22 protein-coding genes are annotated in these 19,476 nt (G+C 32.8%); 5 read left to right on the plus strand and 17 right to left on the minus strand.

Going from position 1 to position 19,476, the window contains the following annotated elements; translation table 11 throughout:
* Positions 1–119: 119 nt before the first annotated feature.
* The 5 genes from pheT to ACJTHF_RS00240 all read right to left on the minus strand — a co-directional run bounded on the left by pheT (position 120) and on the right by ACJTHF_RS00240 (position 5,498).
* Positions 120–2,525, minus strand: coding sequence for a phenylalanine--tRNA ligase subunit beta (gene pheT, locus ACJTHF_RS00220; RefSeq protein ID WP_058591326.1), 2,406 nt, complete (start codon positions 2,523–2,525; stop codon positions 120–122).
* Positions 2,525–3,583, minus strand: a complete 1,059-nt coding sequence (pheS, locus tag ACJTHF_RS00225) for a phenylalanine--tRNA ligase subunit alpha (RefSeq protein WP_025904636.1) — start codon at positions 3,581–3,583, stop codon at positions 2,525–2,527. The genes pheT and pheS overlap by 1 nt, the downstream gene beginning before the upstream one ends.
* A gap of 297 nt (positions 3,584–3,880) precedes the next feature.
* Positions 3,881–4,621 (minus strand): TrmH family RNA methyltransferase, encoded by a 741-nt coding sequence (locus ACJTHF_RS00230; protein ID WP_058591325.1) that lies wholly within the window; start codon positions 4,619–4,621, stop codon positions 3,881–3,883.
* Between the two features lie 122 nt (positions 4,622–4,743).
* Entirely contained in the window at positions 4,744–4,917 is a 174-nt protein-coding gene (rpmF, locus tag ACJTHF_RS00235) for a 50S ribosomal protein L32 (RefSeq protein WP_025904638.1), read from the minus strand.
* Positions 4,918–4,955: 38 nt separating this feature from the next.
* The gene (locus tag ACJTHF_RS00240) at positions 4,956–5,498 is read right to left on the minus strand and encodes a YceD family protein (RefSeq protein ID WP_025904639.1); all 543 of its coding nucleotides are present in this window, start codon (positions 5,496–5,498) and stop codon (positions 4,956–4,958) included.
* 125 nt (positions 5,499–5,623) lie between these two features.
* Between ACJTHF_RS00240 and ACJTHF_RS00245 the strand changes: the two genes are divergently transcribed.
* Positions 5,624–6,769, plus strand: a complete 1,146-nt coding sequence (locus tag ACJTHF_RS00245) for a nucleotidyltransferase (RefSeq protein ID WP_058591324.1) — start codon at positions 5,624–5,626, stop codon at positions 6,767–6,769.
* Positions 6,770–6,788: 19 nt separating this feature from the next.
* On the opposite strand, the gene coaD is transcribed toward ACJTHF_RS00245, so the two are convergent.
* Together coaD and rsmD are read right to left on the minus strand one after the other, a co-directional pair.
* Positions 6,789–7,283, minus strand: a complete 495-nt coding sequence (gene coaD, locus ACJTHF_RS00250) for a pantetheine-phosphate adenylyltransferase (protein WP_037587476.1) — start codon at positions 7,281–7,283, stop codon at positions 6,789–6,791.
* Entirely contained in the window at positions 7,276–7,830 is a 555-nt protein-coding gene (gene rsmD / locus ACJTHF_RS00255) for a 16S rRNA (guanine(966)-N(2))-methyltransferase RsmD (RefSeq protein ID WP_058592394.1), read from the minus strand. Before rsmD ends, coaD begins: the two co-directional genes overlap by 8 nt.
* 81 nt (positions 7,831–7,911) lie before the next feature.
* Between rsmD and ACJTHF_RS00260 the strand changes: the two genes are divergently transcribed.
* Positions 7,912–8,301: a hypothetical protein gene (locus ACJTHF_RS00260; RefSeq protein ID WP_058592395.1), complete on the plus strand. Its 390-nt coding sequence runs from the start codon at positions 7,912–7,914 to the stop codon at positions 8,299–8,301.
* Here ACJTHF_RS00260 and ACJTHF_RS00265 read toward each other — a convergent pair whose 3' ends face one another.
* Entirely contained in the window at positions 8,302–8,568 is a 267-nt protein-coding gene (locus tag ACJTHF_RS00265) for a YlbG family protein (RefSeq protein ID WP_037587474.1), read from the minus strand.
* A 158-nt stretch (positions 8,569–8,726) separates the two neighbouring features.
* On the opposite strand from ACJTHF_RS00265, the gene ACJTHF_RS00270 reads away from it, so the two are divergent.
* The gene (locus ACJTHF_RS00270; RefSeq protein WP_048542289.1) at positions 8,727–9,641 is read left to right on the plus strand and encodes a glycerophosphodiester phosphodiesterase; all 915 of its coding nucleotides are present in this window, start codon (positions 8,727–8,729) and stop codon (positions 9,639–9,641) included.
* A gap of 50 nt (positions 9,642–9,691) precedes the next feature.
* Here the strand turns inward: ACJTHF_RS00270 and ACJTHF_RS00275 are convergent, their stop codons facing one another.
* Both ACJTHF_RS00275 and ACJTHF_RS00280 read right to left on the minus strand, forming a co-directional pair.
* A complete protein-coding gene (locus ACJTHF_RS00275) occupies positions 9,692–10,132 on the minus strand; it encodes a YlbF family regulator (RefSeq protein WP_048542287.1) in 441 nt (146 codons plus the stop codon).
* Positions 10,133–10,147: 15 nt separating this feature from the next.
* Positions 10,148–11,215, minus strand: coding sequence for a CAP-associated domain-containing protein (locus tag ACJTHF_RS00280; RefSeq protein WP_048542285.1), 1,068 nt, complete (start codon positions 11,213–11,215; stop codon positions 10,148–10,150).
* Positions 11,216–11,383: 168 nt separating this feature from the next.
* Between ACJTHF_RS00280 and ACJTHF_RS00285 the strand changes: the two genes are divergently transcribed.
* Both ACJTHF_RS00285 and ytvI read left to right on the plus strand, forming a co-directional pair.
* Complete coding sequence (locus ACJTHF_RS00285; RefSeq protein WP_048542283.1) at positions 11,384–11,755, plus strand: YugN family protein; 372 nt, start codon at positions 11,384–11,386, stop codon at positions 11,753–11,755.
* Between the two features lie 80 nt (positions 11,756–11,835).
* Positions 11,836–12,882, plus strand: a complete 1,047-nt coding sequence (ytvI, locus tag ACJTHF_RS00290; RefSeq protein WP_048542280.1) for a sporulation integral membrane protein YtvI — start codon at positions 11,836–11,838, stop codon at positions 12,880–12,882.
* A gap of 51 nt (positions 12,883–12,933) precedes the next feature.
* Here ytvI and ACJTHF_RS00295 read toward each other — a convergent pair whose 3' ends face one another.
* The 7 genes from ACJTHF_RS00295 to cyoE all read right to left on the minus strand — a co-directional run bounded on the left by ACJTHF_RS00295 (position 12,934) and on the right by cyoE (position 19,440).
* The gene (locus ACJTHF_RS00295; RefSeq protein ID WP_037587463.1) at positions 12,934–13,395 is read right to left on the minus strand and encodes a DUF420 domain-containing protein; all 462 of its coding nucleotides are present in this window, start codon (positions 13,393–13,395) and stop codon (positions 12,934–12,936) included.
* Positions 13,396–13,406: 11 nt separating this feature from the next.
* Positions 13,407–14,360: a cytochrome c oxidase assembly factor CtaG gene (gene ctaG / locus ACJTHF_RS00300; RefSeq protein ID WP_048542279.1), complete on the minus strand. Its 954-nt coding sequence runs from the start codon at positions 14,358–14,360 to the stop codon at positions 13,407–13,409.
* Positions 14,361–14,519: 159 nt separating this feature from the next.
* Entirely contained in the window at positions 14,520–14,873 is a 354-nt protein-coding gene (locus ACJTHF_RS00305) for a cytochrome C oxidase subunit IV family protein (protein ID WP_048542277.1), read from the minus strand.
* Position 14,874: 1 nt separating this feature from the next.
* On the minus strand, positions 14,875–15,504 hold the full coding sequence (locus tag ACJTHF_RS00310) for a cytochrome c oxidase subunit 3 (protein ID WP_048542275.1): 630 nt from the start codon (positions 15,502–15,504) through the stop codon (positions 14,875–14,877).
* Complete coding sequence (gene ctaD, locus ACJTHF_RS00315) at positions 15,504–17,405, minus strand: cytochrome c oxidase subunit I (RefSeq protein ID WP_048542273.1); 1,902 nt, start codon at positions 17,403–17,405, stop codon at positions 15,504–15,506. The genes ACJTHF_RS00310 and ctaD overlap by 1 nt, the downstream gene beginning before the upstream one ends.
* Positions 17,406–17,428: 23 nt before the next feature.
* Positions 17,429–18,496, minus strand: coding sequence for a cytochrome c oxidase subunit II (gene coxB / locus ACJTHF_RS00320; RefSeq protein WP_037587457.1), 1,068 nt, complete (start codon positions 18,494–18,496; stop codon positions 17,429–17,431).
* Positions 18,497–18,534: 38 nt separating this feature from the next.
* A complete protein-coding gene (gene cyoE / locus ACJTHF_RS00325; protein ID WP_049319430.1) occupies positions 18,535–19,440 on the minus strand; it encodes a heme o synthase in 906 nt (301 codons plus the stop codon).
* Positions 19,441–19,476 lie beyond the last annotated feature (36 nt).

Below are 19,476 nucleotides of genomic sequence, written 5' to 3' on the forward strand. Positions count from 1 at the left end.
ATTTAATTTGGTTTATCGGTAAACAACTTACAAATTCAACAAACAAAAGAAAAAAATAATATAAAAACACAGCAACCCGATATGAATCTTCAGATTGCTGTGTTTTTTATTTATATCTCTTATGCTCTTAATGTAGCACCATTTTGTTCTAATGCTGTTAAGATTTGCTCGTGTACTGCTGAAACTTTATCTTCTGTTAGTGTTTCATTAACGTCTAAATAATCTAAGCGAATTGCGACCGATTTCTTGCCTGGTTCCATATGTTCACCTTCATAAACGTCAAATACTTCTGCGTGATTTAATATATCTGCACCATTTTCATTGATTGTATGAATAAGTGTAGCTGCCGTAACTTCTGTGTTAACAACAAGTGCAATATCTCTTGAAACTCCTGGGAATTTTGGAATAGCTTCGTATTCAATTTTGCCGACAGGTTGTTTTAAGATTTTTGTGAAGTTTAATTCAAACACATAAGTGCGGTCTAAGTCGTTTTCTTTTTCAACTTTAGGATGTAGCTCTGCTATTAAACCAACAACTTCTTCATTTAATTTAACGTATGCTGTTCTACCTGGATGTAATAAGTCTAATGTCGTCGCTTCATATGTGAACGTTAAGTTTAATTGTTCTGCAATACGTTCTACAATACCTTTTACTAAGAAGAAATCAACTGGCTCATCTTTTTGTTGCCATTTGTTACCTGTATATTGTCCTGTTAAAATACCACTTAAAAATTCAATTTCTGTTGGTAATTGATCTTTTGCGTTACTATAGAACACTTTACCAAGTTCATATAGAGCAACGTTTTTATTTTTACGTGCTACATTATAACGTGTAGCGTCAACAAGTCTAGGTAATAAACTTTGACGTAATACAGCTTGATCTTCACTCATAGGCATCATAAGTTCTACAACTTCTTGTTGTTCTATAGTATAGTTTTGAGCGATATCTTTATGAACTAATGAATACGTAATCGCTTGGTCTAATCCAGCACCTTCAAGAATTTCTTTAACTTTTCGTGTCTTCAATTGGTTATCGGTTAAATAGCCAGCAGTTGCATTATCAAAGTTTGGCAATGTCGAAGGTAATTGATCATATCCATAAATACGCGCAACCTCTTCGATTAAGTCCGCTTTAATCGAAATATCATTTCTTCTTGATGGCACTTCTACTTTAAAGGCATCTTCAGATACAATCGTTTCAAATCCTAAACGATTAAATATTGTATTAATTTCATCTGTAGAAAGATCGAAACCGATTAATTGGTTAACATCTTGTGTCGTAATGTCTATCGTACGAGACCATTCTGGTAAAGTACCGTCTGATACTACTTCGCTTAACACAGTTCCACCAGCAATATCTTGTAATAATTTTGCTGCTCTATCTAAAGCATCAAGTACTCTTTCACTCGCAATACCTTTTTCGAATCTGCTTGAAGCTTCACTTCTTAAGCCTAATCGTCTTGATGTTTGTCTAACATTTGTAGCATTAAATAATGCGCTTTCGATTACGACATTTTGAGTGTTTTCTGTAACTTCTGAGAAATCGCCACCCATTACACCAGCGATTGCAATTGGTTCTTCACCGTTTGTTATAACGAGGTCTGAAGTTAGTAGTTCTCTCTCAACATTATCTAATGTCGTGATTTTTTCATTTTCATGTGCGTAACGTGCAACAATTTGATCTGACCCAATTTGATCTTGATCAAACATGTGTAACGGTTGACCATACTCTAAAAGTACGTAATTCGAAACATCTACCACGTTGTTAATTGGACGGATGCCAGCTTTCATTAATCTAGACTGCATCCATGATGGTGATGCAGCAATTGTTACATTCTTAACAACTCTCGCTGCATAAAATGGAACACCTTCTTGATCTTGAACAGTCACTGATAATGATTGACTAGCTTGTTCTTCAGATTCATCTAAAGAAGTATTTGGGTATTGTATGTCATTGCCATATAATGCACTTACTTCATGCGCAGCACCAAGCATACTTAAACAGTCTGCTCTATTTGGTGTCAAATCAAAGTCTAATACATCGTCATTTAATAATAATGCTTCTAGTGCATCACTACCAGGCGTTGGTTCGTTTGAGAAGACGTAAATGCCATCTGCATATTTTTTAGGCATCACATTTGCATCGATACCTATTTCTTGTAATGAACAAATCATACCTTCTGATACTTCACCACGTAATTTAGCTCTTTTAATTTTAACGCCACCAGGTAAACGGCCACCTACTCTTACAACGATGACATATTGATCTTTATCTACATTTGGTGCACCGCAAACGATTTGTACGGGGTCTTCTTCACCTACATCCACTTTACAAATATTCAGTTTATCTGCTTCTGGATGTTTTTCTTTAGAAAGCACATATCCAACGACTAATTTTTTAATATCGTCTCCATAATGTGTAACACTATCAACTTCAATACCACTTCTTGTAATTTTCTCCGCTAAATCTTCAGTATTAGCATCTATATTTATATATTCACTTAACCACTCTTTACTTACTAACATTATGCTTCACCACCATCTTCTACAGGCTTAAATTGTTCTAAAAATCTCACGTCATTTGTATAGAAATGTCTAATATCTTCAATTCCATATTTCAACATTGCCATTCTGTCTGGTCCTAAACCAAAAGCAAATCCAGAATATTTATTTGAATCAAATCCTGCCATTTCTAATACATTTGGATGTACCATTCCTGAACCAAGAACTTCTATCCAACCTGTTTGTTTACAAACGTTACATCCTTTACCTTTACATTTGAAACATGACACATCTACTTCAACTGACGGTTCAGTGAACGGGAAGAAACTTGGTCTTAACCTAATTTCACGATCTTTACCAAATAATTTACGTGCTAATAATTCTAATGTTCCTTTTAAGTCACTCATTTTGATATTTTCAGCTACGACTAAACCTTCAATTTGTGTGAATTGATGACTGTGTGTCGCATCATCAGAGTCTCTACGGTAAACTTTACCTGGACAGATAATTTTAACTGGTCCAACACCATTACGTTTTTCTAAAGTTCTCGCTTGTACAGGTGATGTATGTGTACGCATTAAGATTTCTTCTGAAATATAAAAAGTATCTTGCATATCACGCGCTGGATGAGACTTTGGTAAATTAAGTGCTTCAAAGTTATAATAGTCAGATTCTACTTCATAACCTTCAACGATTTCATAACCTAAACCAATAAATAAATCTTCTAAATCTTCATTGATTTTAGTTAGTGGATGTTTCGCACCTAAACTTACTTTTCTACCAGGTAACGTTACATCGATTGTTTCATTCTCTAATTGTTGGTTTAATGCTTCCTCTTCTAAAAGTACTTGTTTAGCTTCGATTTCTTTCTCAACAGCTTTACGTACTTCGTTCACAAGTTGACCGAATTCTGGTCTTTCTTCTTTAGGTAATTCTTTCATTTCTTTCATAAGGCCTGTAATAACGCCTTTTTTACCTAAATAATTTACTTTCACGTCTTGTAATGATCTTTCTGCTTTTGCTTCATTAATTCTTACAAGCGCATCTTGTCTTAATTCAGATAACTTTTCTCGTAATGACATATATATCCTCCTATTTTGGTCGAAAAAAAGACTTCGCCTCCTCAAATATAGAGGGACGAAGTCTTCCGTGGTACCACCCAAATTTATACATAGTTATGCATACACTTATATGTTGATAACGGATCTACATTCCGACTTAAATTTCTTTAAGTAGCTAAAAAGATGAAAAAAATTAAGTTACAACATAGGATTTTTCAGTCTCGAATCCATTCCCTTGTCATGTGTAAACATTAATTTACGTCCTTTTGTAAGCTCATATTGATTATGAAATCATTATATTAAATATTATATAATTGGTCAACCTTTCAAATGATAAAGCAAGATACCACAAGAAACAGCGACATTTAAACTTTCAGCTTTGCCATATAGCGGTATATGAAGATTCTTGGTCGTTTGTTCAAGTATTGCTGAATCAACGCCTGCCCCCTCATTACCCATAATTAATGCAAAGTTTGAATGACTTTTTACTTCTCGATATTCAACTGCATTTTGAAGACTTGTTCCATAAGTTTCGCCATCAAATTGTTCCATAAATTCAAATATATCTTCCTCAACAACTGGTAAATGAAAGACACTACCTTGTGAAGCACGTAATACTTTATCTTGATACGGATCTGCACTACCTTTTGAATAAACAACAGCGTCCATACCTGCAGCGTCAGCGTTACGAATCAATGCGCCCATATTACCTGGATCTTGAACTCTATCTAATACAAGGACTTGCTTAAAATTACTCGTTTCATATGTAGGCATCTCAACAACCGCAAATATACCTTGAGGTGTCGTTGTGTCTGATAATGATTCCGCTACTTTAAAATTAATGACATATACTTCCTTTGCATATTCAACAATTTTCTCATCAACTCTTGCATAATCTACTGCTAATAACGTAACGATAGTCAGTTGACTATGGTAAGCTTCTTCGATTAAATGAAAGCCTTCAATAAGAAATTGTCCTTGTTTAACACGTTCTTTTTTCTTTTTTAATTTATTCATTTGTTTAATTTTATTATTTTGAACTGAAGTAATTTCTTCCATAGTAACGCCTCATCTTCTCATTATGATATAAAATTATTATAAACGAAAAAAGACTGCCAACAAAGTCAAAGACATTGATGACAGTCTTAAGCACCTTAGTTTAGGTGTTTAAATATTAATTATTATTTAGAAACGACTTCTTTACCCTTGTATGATCCACATGCTTTACATACACGGTGAGATAATTTCATTTCTCCACAGTTTGAACATTCTACCATACCTGGTACTGAGATTTTGAAATGCGTACGACGTTTTCTTTTAGCTGTTTTTGAAGTTCTTCTAGCTGGAACTGCCATGTCTTATTCCTCCTTAAATTTTATAAACACTTTTCCGATTATTTTTCGTCATCGAAGAATTGTTGTAATTTTTGAAGTCTTGGATCAACTTTCTTTTCAGTTTCTTGTTCTGAATCTTCGGTTGACTCAATTTGATCTTCGCCAATAACTTCCCAACCATCGCCTGCCATTGAAATATCTTCGCTACCTTCAGAGAATACTTGTAACGGTTTCTCTAAAATAACAAGTTCTTCAATGATTGGTAATAAATTAATCATGCCGCCTTCGAGTTTATGTCTCAATTCGTCATCATCATTATTACTTTCACTAAATTCATCTAGCTCAAATATTTCTACTGATGTAGTATCAAATGGTAGCTCTACTGGCTTTAAAGTACGGGCACATGGTAACGTCAATACACCATTAATGTCAAGATTGACAATTATCTCATGCATTCGCACTTGAACGTCTCCTGTTACTTTTATTGGAGATATATCGATAAGTTCATCTACCCTATCAATAAGGTATTTCATATCGATTTCTTTATCAAAAGTAAATGGTTCGTTTTGGTATTTTTTAAGTTGTGTTATTGACCACTTCATCTGGGTTCACCTCTTACAAACACAAAAATTATTGTAACCTTAACGACAATGTTTGTCAAGATTTTTTCTTAACATTCATTATCTGATACAATACTTATGATGAAGTGAAATGGGAGGAAATGCAAATGAAAAGTGTTGCTTTAATAACAGAATATAATCCATTTCATAATGGGCATGTATATCACGCAGAATCTTCTAGAAAATTAACAGAAAGTGATGTTGCTATTTCTATTATGAGTGGTTCTTTTACAATGCGTGGAGAACCAGCAATTTTAAGTAAGTTCAAGCGGGCTGAAATGGCTATTCAATATGTAGATTTAGTCATTGAATTGCCTCTTGTATATGCCATATCATCTGGTGATTTATTTGCTAAAGGCAGCGTTCAAATAGCAGAACAACTTGGATGTAACACATTATCTTTCGGTAGTGAATCAGGAAATATTGATGATATTAAAAAGGTCATACACGAAATAGACCAAGTATCTAAAAGTGATAAATATAAGCATATGCTTAAAGAAGGTAAATCACATCCTAGAATCATTTCAGAATTAATACCTCATAATCAAATGCTTAAAGGTTCAAATAATTTACTCGCAATTGAATATGTGAAACATATTATGCAACATAACTTAGCAATAGAACCGACAACAATTAAAAGAAAAGACAATATGTATTTAGATGCTCACTTAAACGAAACCACACACATTTCAAGTGCGACTTCTATACGTAACGCCTATTTCAAACATGACGATACATATCAATTAAGTTTACCGACAACAAGTTCAAATATATTAAAGCACGCTCATGCAGTCAACTGGGATCACTTTTTCCCATTTTTAAAATGGACCTTATTAAGAGCTACTCATGAAGAATTGAGAAACATATATATGATGACTGAAGGATTAGAATTCAAAGTAAAAAAAGAAATTAAAGATAGTATGAACTTTGAAATGTTTGTACAAAAACTCAAATCTAAAAGATATACGTGGACAAGAATACAACGCTTGTTAACCGCAATTTTGTTAAACGTTACGAATGAACAAGTTTCTGATTATAATCCAACTGCGATACGTGTACTTGCAATGTCTAAAAAAGGACAAGCTTATTTAAAATCTATTAAAGATGAATGTCCATTACCTATCGTCACAAATGTTAATAAACAAACTGCTATTCACTTCACAAATGAAATAAAAGCAACAGATTTATATCAATATATTTCAGGTGATTCTGATACTGATTTTAATAAACCAGTCATAATAAAAAACGCATGACATATGCATGCGTTTTTTATTATGACTCTTTATTTTTAATTTTTTCTTTCAATGCTTTATTCACATTTTCAGGAACAAATTCCGAAATATCGCCGTCAAATTGAGCAACTTCTTTCACAACACTTGAACTTATAAATGAATAATGATTATTTGTCATCATATATAATGTTTCAATGTCGTCATCTAATTTTTTATTCATAGATGTCAATTGCATTTCATACTCAAAGTCACTAACAGCTCTTAATCCTCTTACAATCGTGTTAGCATTTATTTCTTTACAAAAGTCTACAAGTAAACCATGAAATGAATGAACCACTATGTTTGGTACATCTTGTACCGCTTCTTTAATCAATTCAACACGTTCTTCTGTACTAAATAAGCCTTTTTTAGAACCATTTTTCAATACAGAAACATGAATCTCATCAAAAATTTTAGCACTACGCTTAATAATATCAATATGTCCTAATGTTATTGGATCAAAGCTACCTGGAACAACTGCTATTCTCTTAGTCATTGTCTTCTCCTTTTGTTAGCAACATAACATGCGTCAGTCCATATTCATACTTTTTAAGAACTTTAAACGCACCCGTATCTATGTCTTCACTTTTATCAAATTCGCAAATTATTGTACCATTTACATTTAATAAGTCAAACGCCTGAATTTTTTCTAATGATTGATCTATAAGCGATTTCCTATATGGTGGATCTAGAAATATATAATCAAACTTAATGTCGCGCTTATTTAAAGCTTTTAACGCTCTAATTGCATCATTTTTATAAACTTCGTATTGAGTTTCAGATATATGTAATGTATTTAAATTTTCTTTTATCATTTTAGTCGCTTTGAAATTACCGTCCACAAAAATCACTTTATCTAAACCTCTAGATAATCCTTCGATACCAAGTCCACCGCTGCCAGCAAACAAATCTAACCCAATACCTTCTAAATCTTGAAGGCCATTAAAGATATTCTCTTTCACTTTATCTGTTGTCGGTCTCGTTGATTGACCATCTATTGTTTTTATATGAAGTCTCTTGTATTTTCCACCTATTACTCTCAATGTTAATCATCACTTTCTTTATTATTAATTATTATTTATACTTATCCATATAGTATTTAAACGAAAACGAGGTTTATAAAAATGAAACAATCATTTATCGTCATCGGTCATGGTCTAACTGATTTATTTGAATTTCAAACGTTAATCGAATATAACCATGAACGTATTTCCGACATTATTATGTTACATACACCATTATCTAAAGAGAAACTATCTTCAGCTTGTATCATTATGAAGCCTACTAAAGGTCAACATTTCCAAGCGATTTACATGATAATGGAAGGTATAAAATATCCTTACCCTGATTCAAATAAGAAGTTTGATTTAATCAATAAATGGGCAAATGCATATCACATACAAGTTAAAGGTCTAGATGTTAAATCTCGTGCTGATTTCGCTGAAGATGAACTTTACTTCGCCTATTTAAAAGGTGTATTAAGACTTGAAAGATACTTGCCACCGCTTCAATAGTTAAAAGTTTAAATACTCTTTTTTGTCCGTATTCGAATTAGAGTAATCTCTTTTAACATATTTAAATGGTGAGACTTTTACATCTTTAACATATTTTAGTTTCATTAAATGTTGAACAGTGTCATCTATTTTATCTTCATTTGTATATAACATGACGTATTGTTCTTTTCTATGTGCAAAGTATATATTACCAAACTTGCGTAATTGTCGTTCGTGTTTCATATTTTTTAAATATACGACAATACTTATTCGTTCTACTAATTCCATCAAAATAACCTCCTAACGCTTTTTATTTTTATATTAGCACTTTCTATAAAATGATGAAAGAAGATAACTTCAAGCGTATGTGACTTGCTTTCTTATCTTAAATCAATTTGATAGAATATATATAAGTCTTTATTTGCATTTCGAAAGGATAGGATAACATGTCAAAAATTAATTTATTAAAAACAACAGGTCTTATCGGAGGCATTGTTGCAGGTTCTTGGATTGTGACAAAAGCAACATCAAACGTTAAACCTCGTACAATTAAACCATTCTTTACACAACCAGCTCCTTATGTATTCGCTCATCGTGGAGGCATGGCATTAAGACCAGAACATACACGCTTAGCTTTTGATCATGCACTAAAATACGAAGTAACTGGATTTGAAGTAGATGTTCGACTTACTAAAGACGAAGTACTTGTCGTAACACATGACAATACTGTTGATCGTACAAGTAACGGTTCAGGGTATATAGGTGATCATACATTAGAAGAACTACGTCAATTAGATTTCGGTTACCACTTCAAAGATATTAATAACGAGCATCCTTATAGAGGAGATGCAAAAGCTAAAATCGTCACTTTAAAAGAGCTATTAACTGAATATCCAGATGTCTTAGTAAATATAGATATTAAAGATCATCCTGAGTCATATAGCGGTAGTTTAGCACCTTCTCACTTATACCGTTTAATTACAGAACTTAAAGCTGAAGATCGTGTTAATATTACGAGTTTCTATGATGAACAAATTGATCGCTTTAATTTATATGCTCAAGATTCTATTGCGTTGGGGACAGGACAAAGCGAAGTAGCAAAAGCTTTCTTAGCTTATCAATCAGGATATGGTCATACGTATCAACCTAAATCTGATACATTCCAAATACCAACACAAGCTAAAGGTCTTCCGTTAGACTCTGAAGGTTTCATTCAATTTTTAACATCACTTAATATATCTGTTGCTTATTGGGTTGTAAATCAAATCGATACAATGGACGATTTAATCCAAAAAGGTGCACATACGATTGTAACTGATCGCCCAGATACTGCGCACTTCTTAATTAAAAAACACTACTAATTTAAAAAGCTTTCCATCTGTCTAATGACAAATGGAAAGCTTTTTTTATGTTATGTTGAACAGCCACAAGATCCACCAGTAGAACAACCGCCACCGTGTGATTCGCTACTAAAGAATGGATTACCCGTATCCACTTTAACATTGCTTGAAACTGAATAAGAAACAATGCTAATCACTTCATCTAATAAATCTTGTAACGCAGTTTCTTTAGTCTTAAATTCAGAAACAACTGGATGCATTTCATATGCTCTCTTTTGTTGTCTTGTTTCTTTCATTACTCTATTGTAATCAGGATGATATCTACCAAATCTTAAACAATCATCATAATGTGATTTAATTTGATCAAATTTTTGCCTTAATATTTTAACTTCAAAATTTGTTTCAAGTTGATGTTTTGCTTCGAGATATTCTTGATAAATATATGAATCCTTAATACATGCGCTTAATTCATCTGATTGATCAAGTATATCAACTGTTTCTGCAGTAAACATAATATGATTCCCCCCTTATTCTTTATTTTCTTTGAAAACAAGTGAATAGTATTCGCGAGAATTACCAGCACCAAATTCATCATATTGACTACCTAATAACTTTTCTCTATAGGTGTTGTTGTTTAACCAGCTATTAATAAGTGTTGGTACATCATAGAAATTGTAAGCTAAATTTTGGTTAATGGATTCATATTCAATCTTTTGATTATTGATATGTTTTGTAATGCCATCTTCTAATGATTTAACTGCTTCTTCCTCATTGATATCATCTTCAATTAAATCTGCTTCCATTTGTGTTATATACGTAAGTTGATCATTAATCTGTAATGGTTTGACATCTTTCATCTCTCTAATTTCATTAACGATTTCAAGAAGTGATAAATCTTTATTTATATGAGCTTGAAAGTCTTGTTTGTCTGTTCTCTTTAGTTTGTTATCTTTATCACCATTTATTTTAGACATTGAAAAAGGTGCATTTTCAATAACAACATCTGAATCCATAAACTGTACACCCATAACTTCATTTGTTTCACTATCAATTAAGACCTGTGTATAAACATTACCATATTTAATCAGTAATTGTGTCTTAATATCACGTTCAGATAACTCTAATTGATATTTTCCATATGTACTTTCAATAACTGGTTCCATATCTATATTTGTACCATTGAAAATCTTTGTTGCATCTTGTTTCATTTTAATCGGTGAAACATTCACTTTATTTCCTGTAGCAAATACTGAAGAGACTTTATCATTTTTAGTAGATATTAAATAATAATGCTCTTTATTTTTGAAGACATAATTCTTTCGACCGTGCTCTGCCTTATATACCCTATCTGGTTGTCCTAAATCATTTATAACTTCTTTAATATTTTTATAGACATATGTACCTACGCCTTCTTTCAACTTTGCATTACCAGTTGATTTTTCAGCTTGCTGCTCATAATAATTCTCATTTGCTTTATCATGAGAGTAGTTAGGATTCTTTAAAACATCAAATTCTAATTTAGGTGAATAGAATAAATAAAAGAGTACAATGATTAAAATAGTTATTGCTACAACTTTTATGATAATATTTTTCAACTATTTACCTCCTCATTTATTCCTATATTCAATTATATCATTTTACAGGAAAACATTTACCTAAATCAATCGAAATGTTGTCATATTTGTTAAATATAAATGTACATTGCAACATTGGCGCTTTTATCATAAAATAAACTTAAAGGTACTTAGAGGGAGGAAAAATACATGGTATTTGATAATACAGGTCTTGAAAAGGTTATCATAGAACAAGAGCTATTAAAAGATGTTATGAATAAACATGGTTTTATTGCTGGAGGACATTGGGATTATGAACGTATCACTTATGATTTTAAATATGAAATAAGTGAAGGCGTCTATTACCTAAGAATTCCTGGTTATGCACTTAAAGGGGACATCGGTGCCAATAACGCAACAATTCAATTAATGGATCCATATCTCGGTAAACACTACTATCCAACAGGTGTAGAATATGGAGATGATGAAGTTTACCCAGATAATTTAGTTGCACATTGTAACTTACTAATTGAACGTATCACATCAGATATTAATGCATTAAATACATTAGGTACGCATTAATTAAAATAATACTAACAGAGTAGAGACGTGATATTTCACGTCTCTTTATTTTTATATAAATGAGCAAAGAGGTTATCATTATGAAAAAATGGATAAACAAACGAAACATAAGCATATTCATCATTATAGTTTTATCTATTCTATTTATTTATTTCATTTTACCGATATCAATTCCTTTAATAACAGCACTTGTTATCGCATTAGCGCTCAATCCACTTGTTAATAAATTAGCACATAAAATTAAAAGCCGAAAATGGAGCGTTACGATTATTTATACGTTACTCCTCACAATAACAGGATTTATTATATTTTTATTTTTAACAAAATTAATAGACCAGATTGTACTATTTATTAAAGATTTACCTAATAAAATTAATATTCTCATCACTGTAATTGAACAATATAACGACAAAATGAAAGCTATATTACCCGATGAAATGGCAGTAACAATCAACAAAGAACTACAGAATTTTGTTGCTTCATTGAGAGATTCAATCGCAAATTATTTAAGTGTTGAAAACATAACAGAAGTTGTATCTTCTTTACCAGGTTTCATTATAAGCCTTGTTGTATTTCTTGTAGCATTATTCTTATTTATGCTAGAAATACCTAATATTCATAAATTTATAAAGCAACATCTTTATCCGTCGACTTATCATGAAGTTTATAAAATATACAATAAAATAGGTCATTCTATTATCGGGATGATATCTGCTACTGTTGTATTAAGCTTTATAACTTGGTTATTTACTTATGTTGGTCTATTGATTATCGGCGTTGACTCAGCGTTTGTCATCAGTTTATTTATATGGTTTATAGACATCTTACCGATTATTGGTGCGACAGGTTTTACAATTCCGTGGGCAATCTACGCATATATAGTTGGAGATTCGACACTCGGTATCCAACTGATTATTCTATCTGTTATTTTACTCGTTCAAAGAAAAATATTAGAACCTAAAATATTCGGTACGGGTGTCGGTTTATCTCCATTACCCACTTTAATATCCATGTTTATCGGTTTAAAATTACTCGGCTTTATTGGATTCTTTATCGGACCATTATTCTTAATTGTCATCAAAACGATACTAGAATCTGGTCTTATCAAAACAGACTTTAAAATATAATATGAGCAAAAAACCTCTCAATCCGTTATAAGCAGATTGAGAGGTTTTAATTTAATGTCCTAAAATTGCTTTTATCATAGATGTTGTATCTCCACCGTGATAGAACACATATAATAATAAATAAACGGCAACACCTGTAATAGCTGTACAGAACCAAATAATAGATGTTACTGGCCCAAATTTACGGTGTCTATCCAGTTTATTCGTCCAACCTAAATAAATCGTATAGATCCCCATCACTGCCCCGACAGTCGCTAGCGTTATATGGAAAATCAAGAAAATTGTATAATAAATCTTAATATTATCCGGTCCACCAAATGAAGTATTTCCAATAAATACTGTTCTACTAGCATAAATGGTAAAGAATACGACTGCAGCAACTGCAGCAGATATCATAAATTTTTTATGTGTTTCAATTTTTCGTTGTGCAATAAAGTACCATCCAATAGCAACTAAAATTGCGCTTAATACGATGAAAGTTGTACTTATTGTCGGTAAAATTGGTAAATTCATTTTCATACATCCTATCTAAATTGATTATATAATGCTTTTTGCTCTTGTAATTTTCTCAAGCTATCTTCAGTGATTTGCTTTTCATTTTTCCTCTCATATCTAAACCATCTCATGAAAATAATATATAAATAAATACCAAACACGATTTCTTGCATAACTTTCATGATGACGCCACCTGTTTGCTGATCTTCTAAAGGTGTGAAATTCGTAAAGTATTCTGGACCAGATAACCCTGTTCCTTGTACGACTGTATTTAACGTATCAGCAGGTACACATAAAGTCATCGCACCAAGCCATGCTTTACCTGATGTGTATGTTTCATACATTGCAGTTCCACTAAATATGATAAGTCCACATGAAGGTGTTAACAGTACACCGATAAAGAAGATATATAAGATTTTCTTAATATTACTCATGTGCAATTCTTCAGGAATATGTTTATTAAATATTGGATGCCACATAAACCATGCACTAATGAATAAAATAATCGTATATAACTCATGCAAAACAAGATCTTGTTTTAAAGTATCTAACACAAGTGGTATATGATATACAGAGAATAAACCGTTAAAAAGAAAAATTGCTAATATCGGCTTTGTAAATAATTGAACAATCTTATTAATTACGGGTAGCTCTTCCACATATTTGATGATGTACTCTGGGATAGCAAAATACAGTAACGGGACGACAATTAAAAATAACAAAGCCATTTGCAACATATGGAAACTAAAAATGATATGTGAAAGCAGATCAATAGGTCCACCTTCTAAAAAGTATATCGTTAACATTAAGATAACGAAAAGTGTTGCTTCACCTTTTCTTAAAGGTCTTCCACCTGGTATATCTTTATACCATTTTCCACAAATTAAAAAGTATAAGATTATTACACATAATACGCCTACAAAGAAGAATGGCGTCCAGTTTGCCCAAAAACCGAATATAGATATTGAGGTTAAGTTACCCATCTCTTTACACTTCCCCACTTAGTCATTACTTTCATTATAAAATTTAATCCACCGTTAAACAACCCAACAATGTAAATAGTTATGACAATGATATGACCAATTATGAAAGATAAAAAGACTCGAGAACTTATATAACAAAGTTCTCGAGTCTTTTATAAATTATTTCGTTTTTACGAATAACGGATCGCCTAACCATACGATGTAAATAAACGTTACGACGAACGATAATCCGAAGAATACACCCGTAATCATGAATAATTTTGATATGCCATGTTTTTCAGCTTTCATATGCATGAAATAATAGAATTGTAATACAACTTGTAGTACTGCTAATCCTAAAATAACTGGAATAACGAACTCTTTAGGAAGTTCAGCAGCAACTAACGCGAAAGCAACAAAAGTAACAAAAATCATAATAGCAAAGTTTGTAACTTGCATACGCATTTCTTTTGTACTTTTACGCTTTCTATACTCTCTAAGTGCTTGTGCGTCATGATTTATTTGTTGACTCATATTATCCTAACGCTCCCATCAAGTATACTACTGTAAAGATAAACACCCATACAACGTCAATGAAGTGCCAATATAAAGCAGCAGTATTAAATTTATGTGCATTATAAATACTTAATCCTCTACCTCTATTACGGAAGATGAGTAATGTTAACCATACTAGTCCTATAAGTACGTGGAATCCGTGTGTTCCTACCAAGAAGTAGAAGGCACTACCAAACGCACTTGAACGGAATGTATGACCTTGATGTACATACTCTACGAATTCATAAATTTCTAATCCTAAGAATCCTAAGCCTAACAGTATTGTAATACCAATCCAAAGGAATAATCCTTTAGCATTGAAATTACGCATATGGTATAAAGCATATACACTTGTTAGAGATGATGTTAATAATAACATTGTCATTACGAACGCTAATGGTAAATGGAATAAATCTTTAGCTAATAAATGATCTTCACTTGGCACTGCATCTTTTAATGCTAAGTAAGTAGCGAATAGTGATGCGAATAATGCAACCTCTCCACCTAAGAACACCCAAAATCCTACGAGTTTATTCTTACCTTCCATAGATGCTGTTTCAGGATGGTTTGGCCAATTGTCAGCTGTAAATTTTGCTTCTTCATGTGACATTAACGCTCACCCCTTTCATACTCTAATAACTCTTCTTTAGAAATATGGTGACCATGATCATCTTTAAGTGATCTCACAATCATACTTCCTGCAGTAATACCTAAACCAAGAATCAATACGTAAACCGCCCATGGTTTTTCATGTAAATCTTTAACTGCATCTAGAGCCCATTCTTTACCATCTGCAAAATACATAGCACCAAAAGCTGCTACGAATAAACCGAACGCTTGCATGAATGGAATAAATGAATTGTTTGGCATATGAATCTCATCTAAAGATTCAGCTGGAAGAATTTTTCCGTCGCCTTGTGTTTTTTCAATCCATAATGCATCTAGTCCACGAACTAATGGTGTTTGTGCAAAGTTATAATGAGGTGTTGGTACAGGTAATGCCCATTCTAAAGTACGACCGTCTCCCCAAGCATCTTTTCCAACTTTTTCACCTTTAGCCAATGTCATGATTACATTGATAACTTCAGTAATAACAGCTACTGCCATGAAGAGTGCACCAATTGTTGATACTAAGTTTGGTATGTCATATCCTTGACCAGGTAAGTATGTAAATACTCGACGTGGCATACCCCATAGTCCTAAGAAATGTTGAATTAAGAATGTTAAATGGAAACCGATAAAGAATAACCAGAATGTTACTTTACCTAATTTTTCACTTAACATTTTACCAGCTATTAGCGGGAACCAATAATGTAAACCAGCTAATAAAGCGAATACTACTCCACCAACAATTACGTAGTGGAAGTGAGCAACGATAAAGTATGAGTCATGTAATTGATAGTCAGCTGGTGCTGATGCTTGCATGACACCTGTTACACCACCCATTACGAATGATGGAATAAAGAATAATGCATATAACATTGGTGTTGTGAATTCTACGCTACCGCCCCATACAGTCAGTAACCAGTTGAATATTTTCACACCCGTCGGAACAGCAATTGCCATTGTTGCAACAGCGAAAATCGCGTTAGCTACTGGACCTAAACCTACAGTGAACATGTGGTGAGCCCAAACCATGAATCCTAAGAAACCGATTAATACTGTAGCGAATACCATCGCTGAATAACCGAATAAACGTTTTCTAGCGAATACAGGTATAATTTCAGAGAATATACCAAACGCTGGTAATACTAAAATGTAAACTTCTGGGTGTCCAAAGATCCAGAATAAATGTTCCCAAATAATTGTGTTACCACCTTGAGAAGCAACAAAGAATGATGTACCAAACATTCTATCGAATATTAATAAGAAAATACCGATAGTTAATGGTGGGAATGCAAATACGATTAATGTAGAAGCAACAAATGTTGTCCAAGTCATTAGTGGCATACGCATATACGTCATACCAGGTGCTCTCATGTTAACGATTGTAGCTACAAAGTTAATACCAGCAATTAATGTACCAGCACCAGAAATTTGTAGCCCTAGAGCATAGAAGTTAATACCATGCCCTGCCGATTCTAAAGATAAACTTGCATAAGATGTCCAACCTGCGTTAGGCGCTCCACCTAAAATCCAAGATAAGTTTAAGAATATTCCACCAAAGAAGAATAACCAGAAACCTAATGCATTTAAGAATGGAAATGCAACATCTCGTGCACCAATTTGTAATGGAACAACTGCGTTCATATAACCGAATAATAAAGGCATTGCGGCTAAGAATATCATCGTTGTACCATGCATTGTGATAATTTCATTAAACAGTCCAGCTGTAACAAAGTCGTTTTCTGGAACTGCTAACTGGATACGAATTAACATTGCTTCGATACCACCGATAGCAAAGAATAATCCTCCAGCAATTAAATACAAAATAGCAATTTTTTTGTGGTCGACTGTTGTTAAATAGTCCCAAATAGTCGATCCAAACCCCTTTTTACTTTGAGTAGACACTAGAGTAACCTCCCTTTCAATTCTTACTTATCAACTTTTCTTTCCATTAAGTAGGCAGATAAAGCGTCAATGTCTTCATCAGAAACTTTATATTGACCAGTCATCTTATTACCAGGTTTAACGCTTTCTGGGTCTTTAATCCATTTTTTAAGATTTTCTTCATCATGTTTTAAGTAACCTGCAATTAAATCACGATCACCAAAGTTTGTTAAGTTAGGACCTTTAGCTCCATCTCCAGTTGGTGTAACAGCGTGACATCCTGCACATGATTTGTTAAATACCTTTTCGCCCTCTTTAGCTTGGCTAGAAGTAGCGGCTACAGGTTTTTTAACATCTTTCATATCTTTAACCCATTTATCAAAATCATCTTGTGGTAGGGCTTTCACTTTAAAGTCCATTAAAGCATGTGATGGTCCACATAACTCAGCACACTTACCATAGAATAGATTTTTGACTTCTTTAGCTCTTTTATCATCGAATTTTAAGTAGAATTTATTAATACCTTCTACGTTTGTATCCAATTTCCCTCCAACTGCTGGTACCCAGAATGAGTGTTTAACATCAGCTGAATGTAATCTGAAGTAAACTTTTTTATCAGTTGGTACAACCAGTTCTTGGCTGGTAACAATTTTTTCATTTGGATAACTAAACTCCCACCAATAAAGGTTAGCAGTTACATCAATAACAAGTTCTTTACTTTTACCTTTTTCATCTACTTTATCGATTGCTTTAGTATCTCCAAGTGAGAACGTAAGCATAACAGTAGGAATTGCTAGAATAATAAGTAAAATAATTGGGATGATTGTCCAAACCAATTCTAATTTATGATTTCCTTCAACGTCTTTAGGTACATAATCTTCACCTAACTTTTTACGACGGAATTTAATCATTGCAAATAAGAATATAACAACAACTACAACAATAACTAGCAACATAATGCCTATTGAAAGCATTAGTAAAAAGAATTGTTTATCAGCAACTTCACCAGCTGGGTGAAGAACTGATAAATGTTTTTGTCCACAACCTGCTAATACAAACAGCAAAGTAGCAAGCAAACCGAACATTTTCGTGTTTTTTAAACGTGTCTTCATTCGTTTAACCCCTCTTTCATGCATTCATTCATAATTAATTATATTAATTGTATAACAGTTACGATAACTGTCATGACAAAGAAAATAACAAGATAATTTAAAGAAAAAACAAACATACTCGTAGCCCATTTTGATTTGTTTATTTCTTTTTTAAATCCATATAAAGCTAATAACATCCATGCTAAATTGAGCAGTGTTGCAATAACAACGAACACTGTACCAAGTTGTGTCATTAAGAACGGTATCGGTAATAAAAGAACTACCCAAAACAACATACTTAAACGCGTTCTATTAAAGCTTTTGACTGACGGTAACATTGGTATATTAGCTAAGGTATATTCATCTTTACGACGATAAGCTAAAGCATAAAAATGAGCAGGTTGCCATGCAAATAACACTAAGAATAGTGTCCATGCTAATGGACTTAATGATGGATCAATACTCGCCCAACCAATTAACGGCGGTATTGCACCTGGAAAACTTCCTACAACTGTATTCCAAACAGTATGTCTTTTTGACCATATTGAGTAAAGTACAACATATCCAAATATACCAAGTAATCCAATTATGCCAGTTGGAATATTTATCATGAATAATAAAATTTCACCCACAACCATTAATCCGAAACTTAATTGAATTAAGTGGCGATTACTAATACGTCCATTTACTGTAGGTCTCTTTTGTTTAGAAGGCATGATAGAATCGATATCTTGGTCGTAATAATTGTTTATAGCACATGCTCCGCCCATAATAAGGGTTGATCCTACCATCATTAATAGAACAACCGGTAAACTGTGGAAGAAGTTAAATCCACCAAATACTATTGCAAGCCACGCACCCGCAAATGTTGGGATCAGATTTCCTTGAACAAGACCCATTTTAATGATGGCTTTAATTTCATACAAAGTGAGACGTCCAGTTTCAATTTCTTTCTCAGAAGTCACACTATATTGATTTTGTTGCAATTTTGTCCCTCCTTC

The organism is Mammaliicoccus sp. RAM2 (assembly GCF_045897195.1).
GTDB classification, from domain to species: Bacteria; Bacillota; Bacilli; order Staphylococcales; family Staphylococcaceae; genus Mammaliicoccus; species Mammaliicoccus sciuri.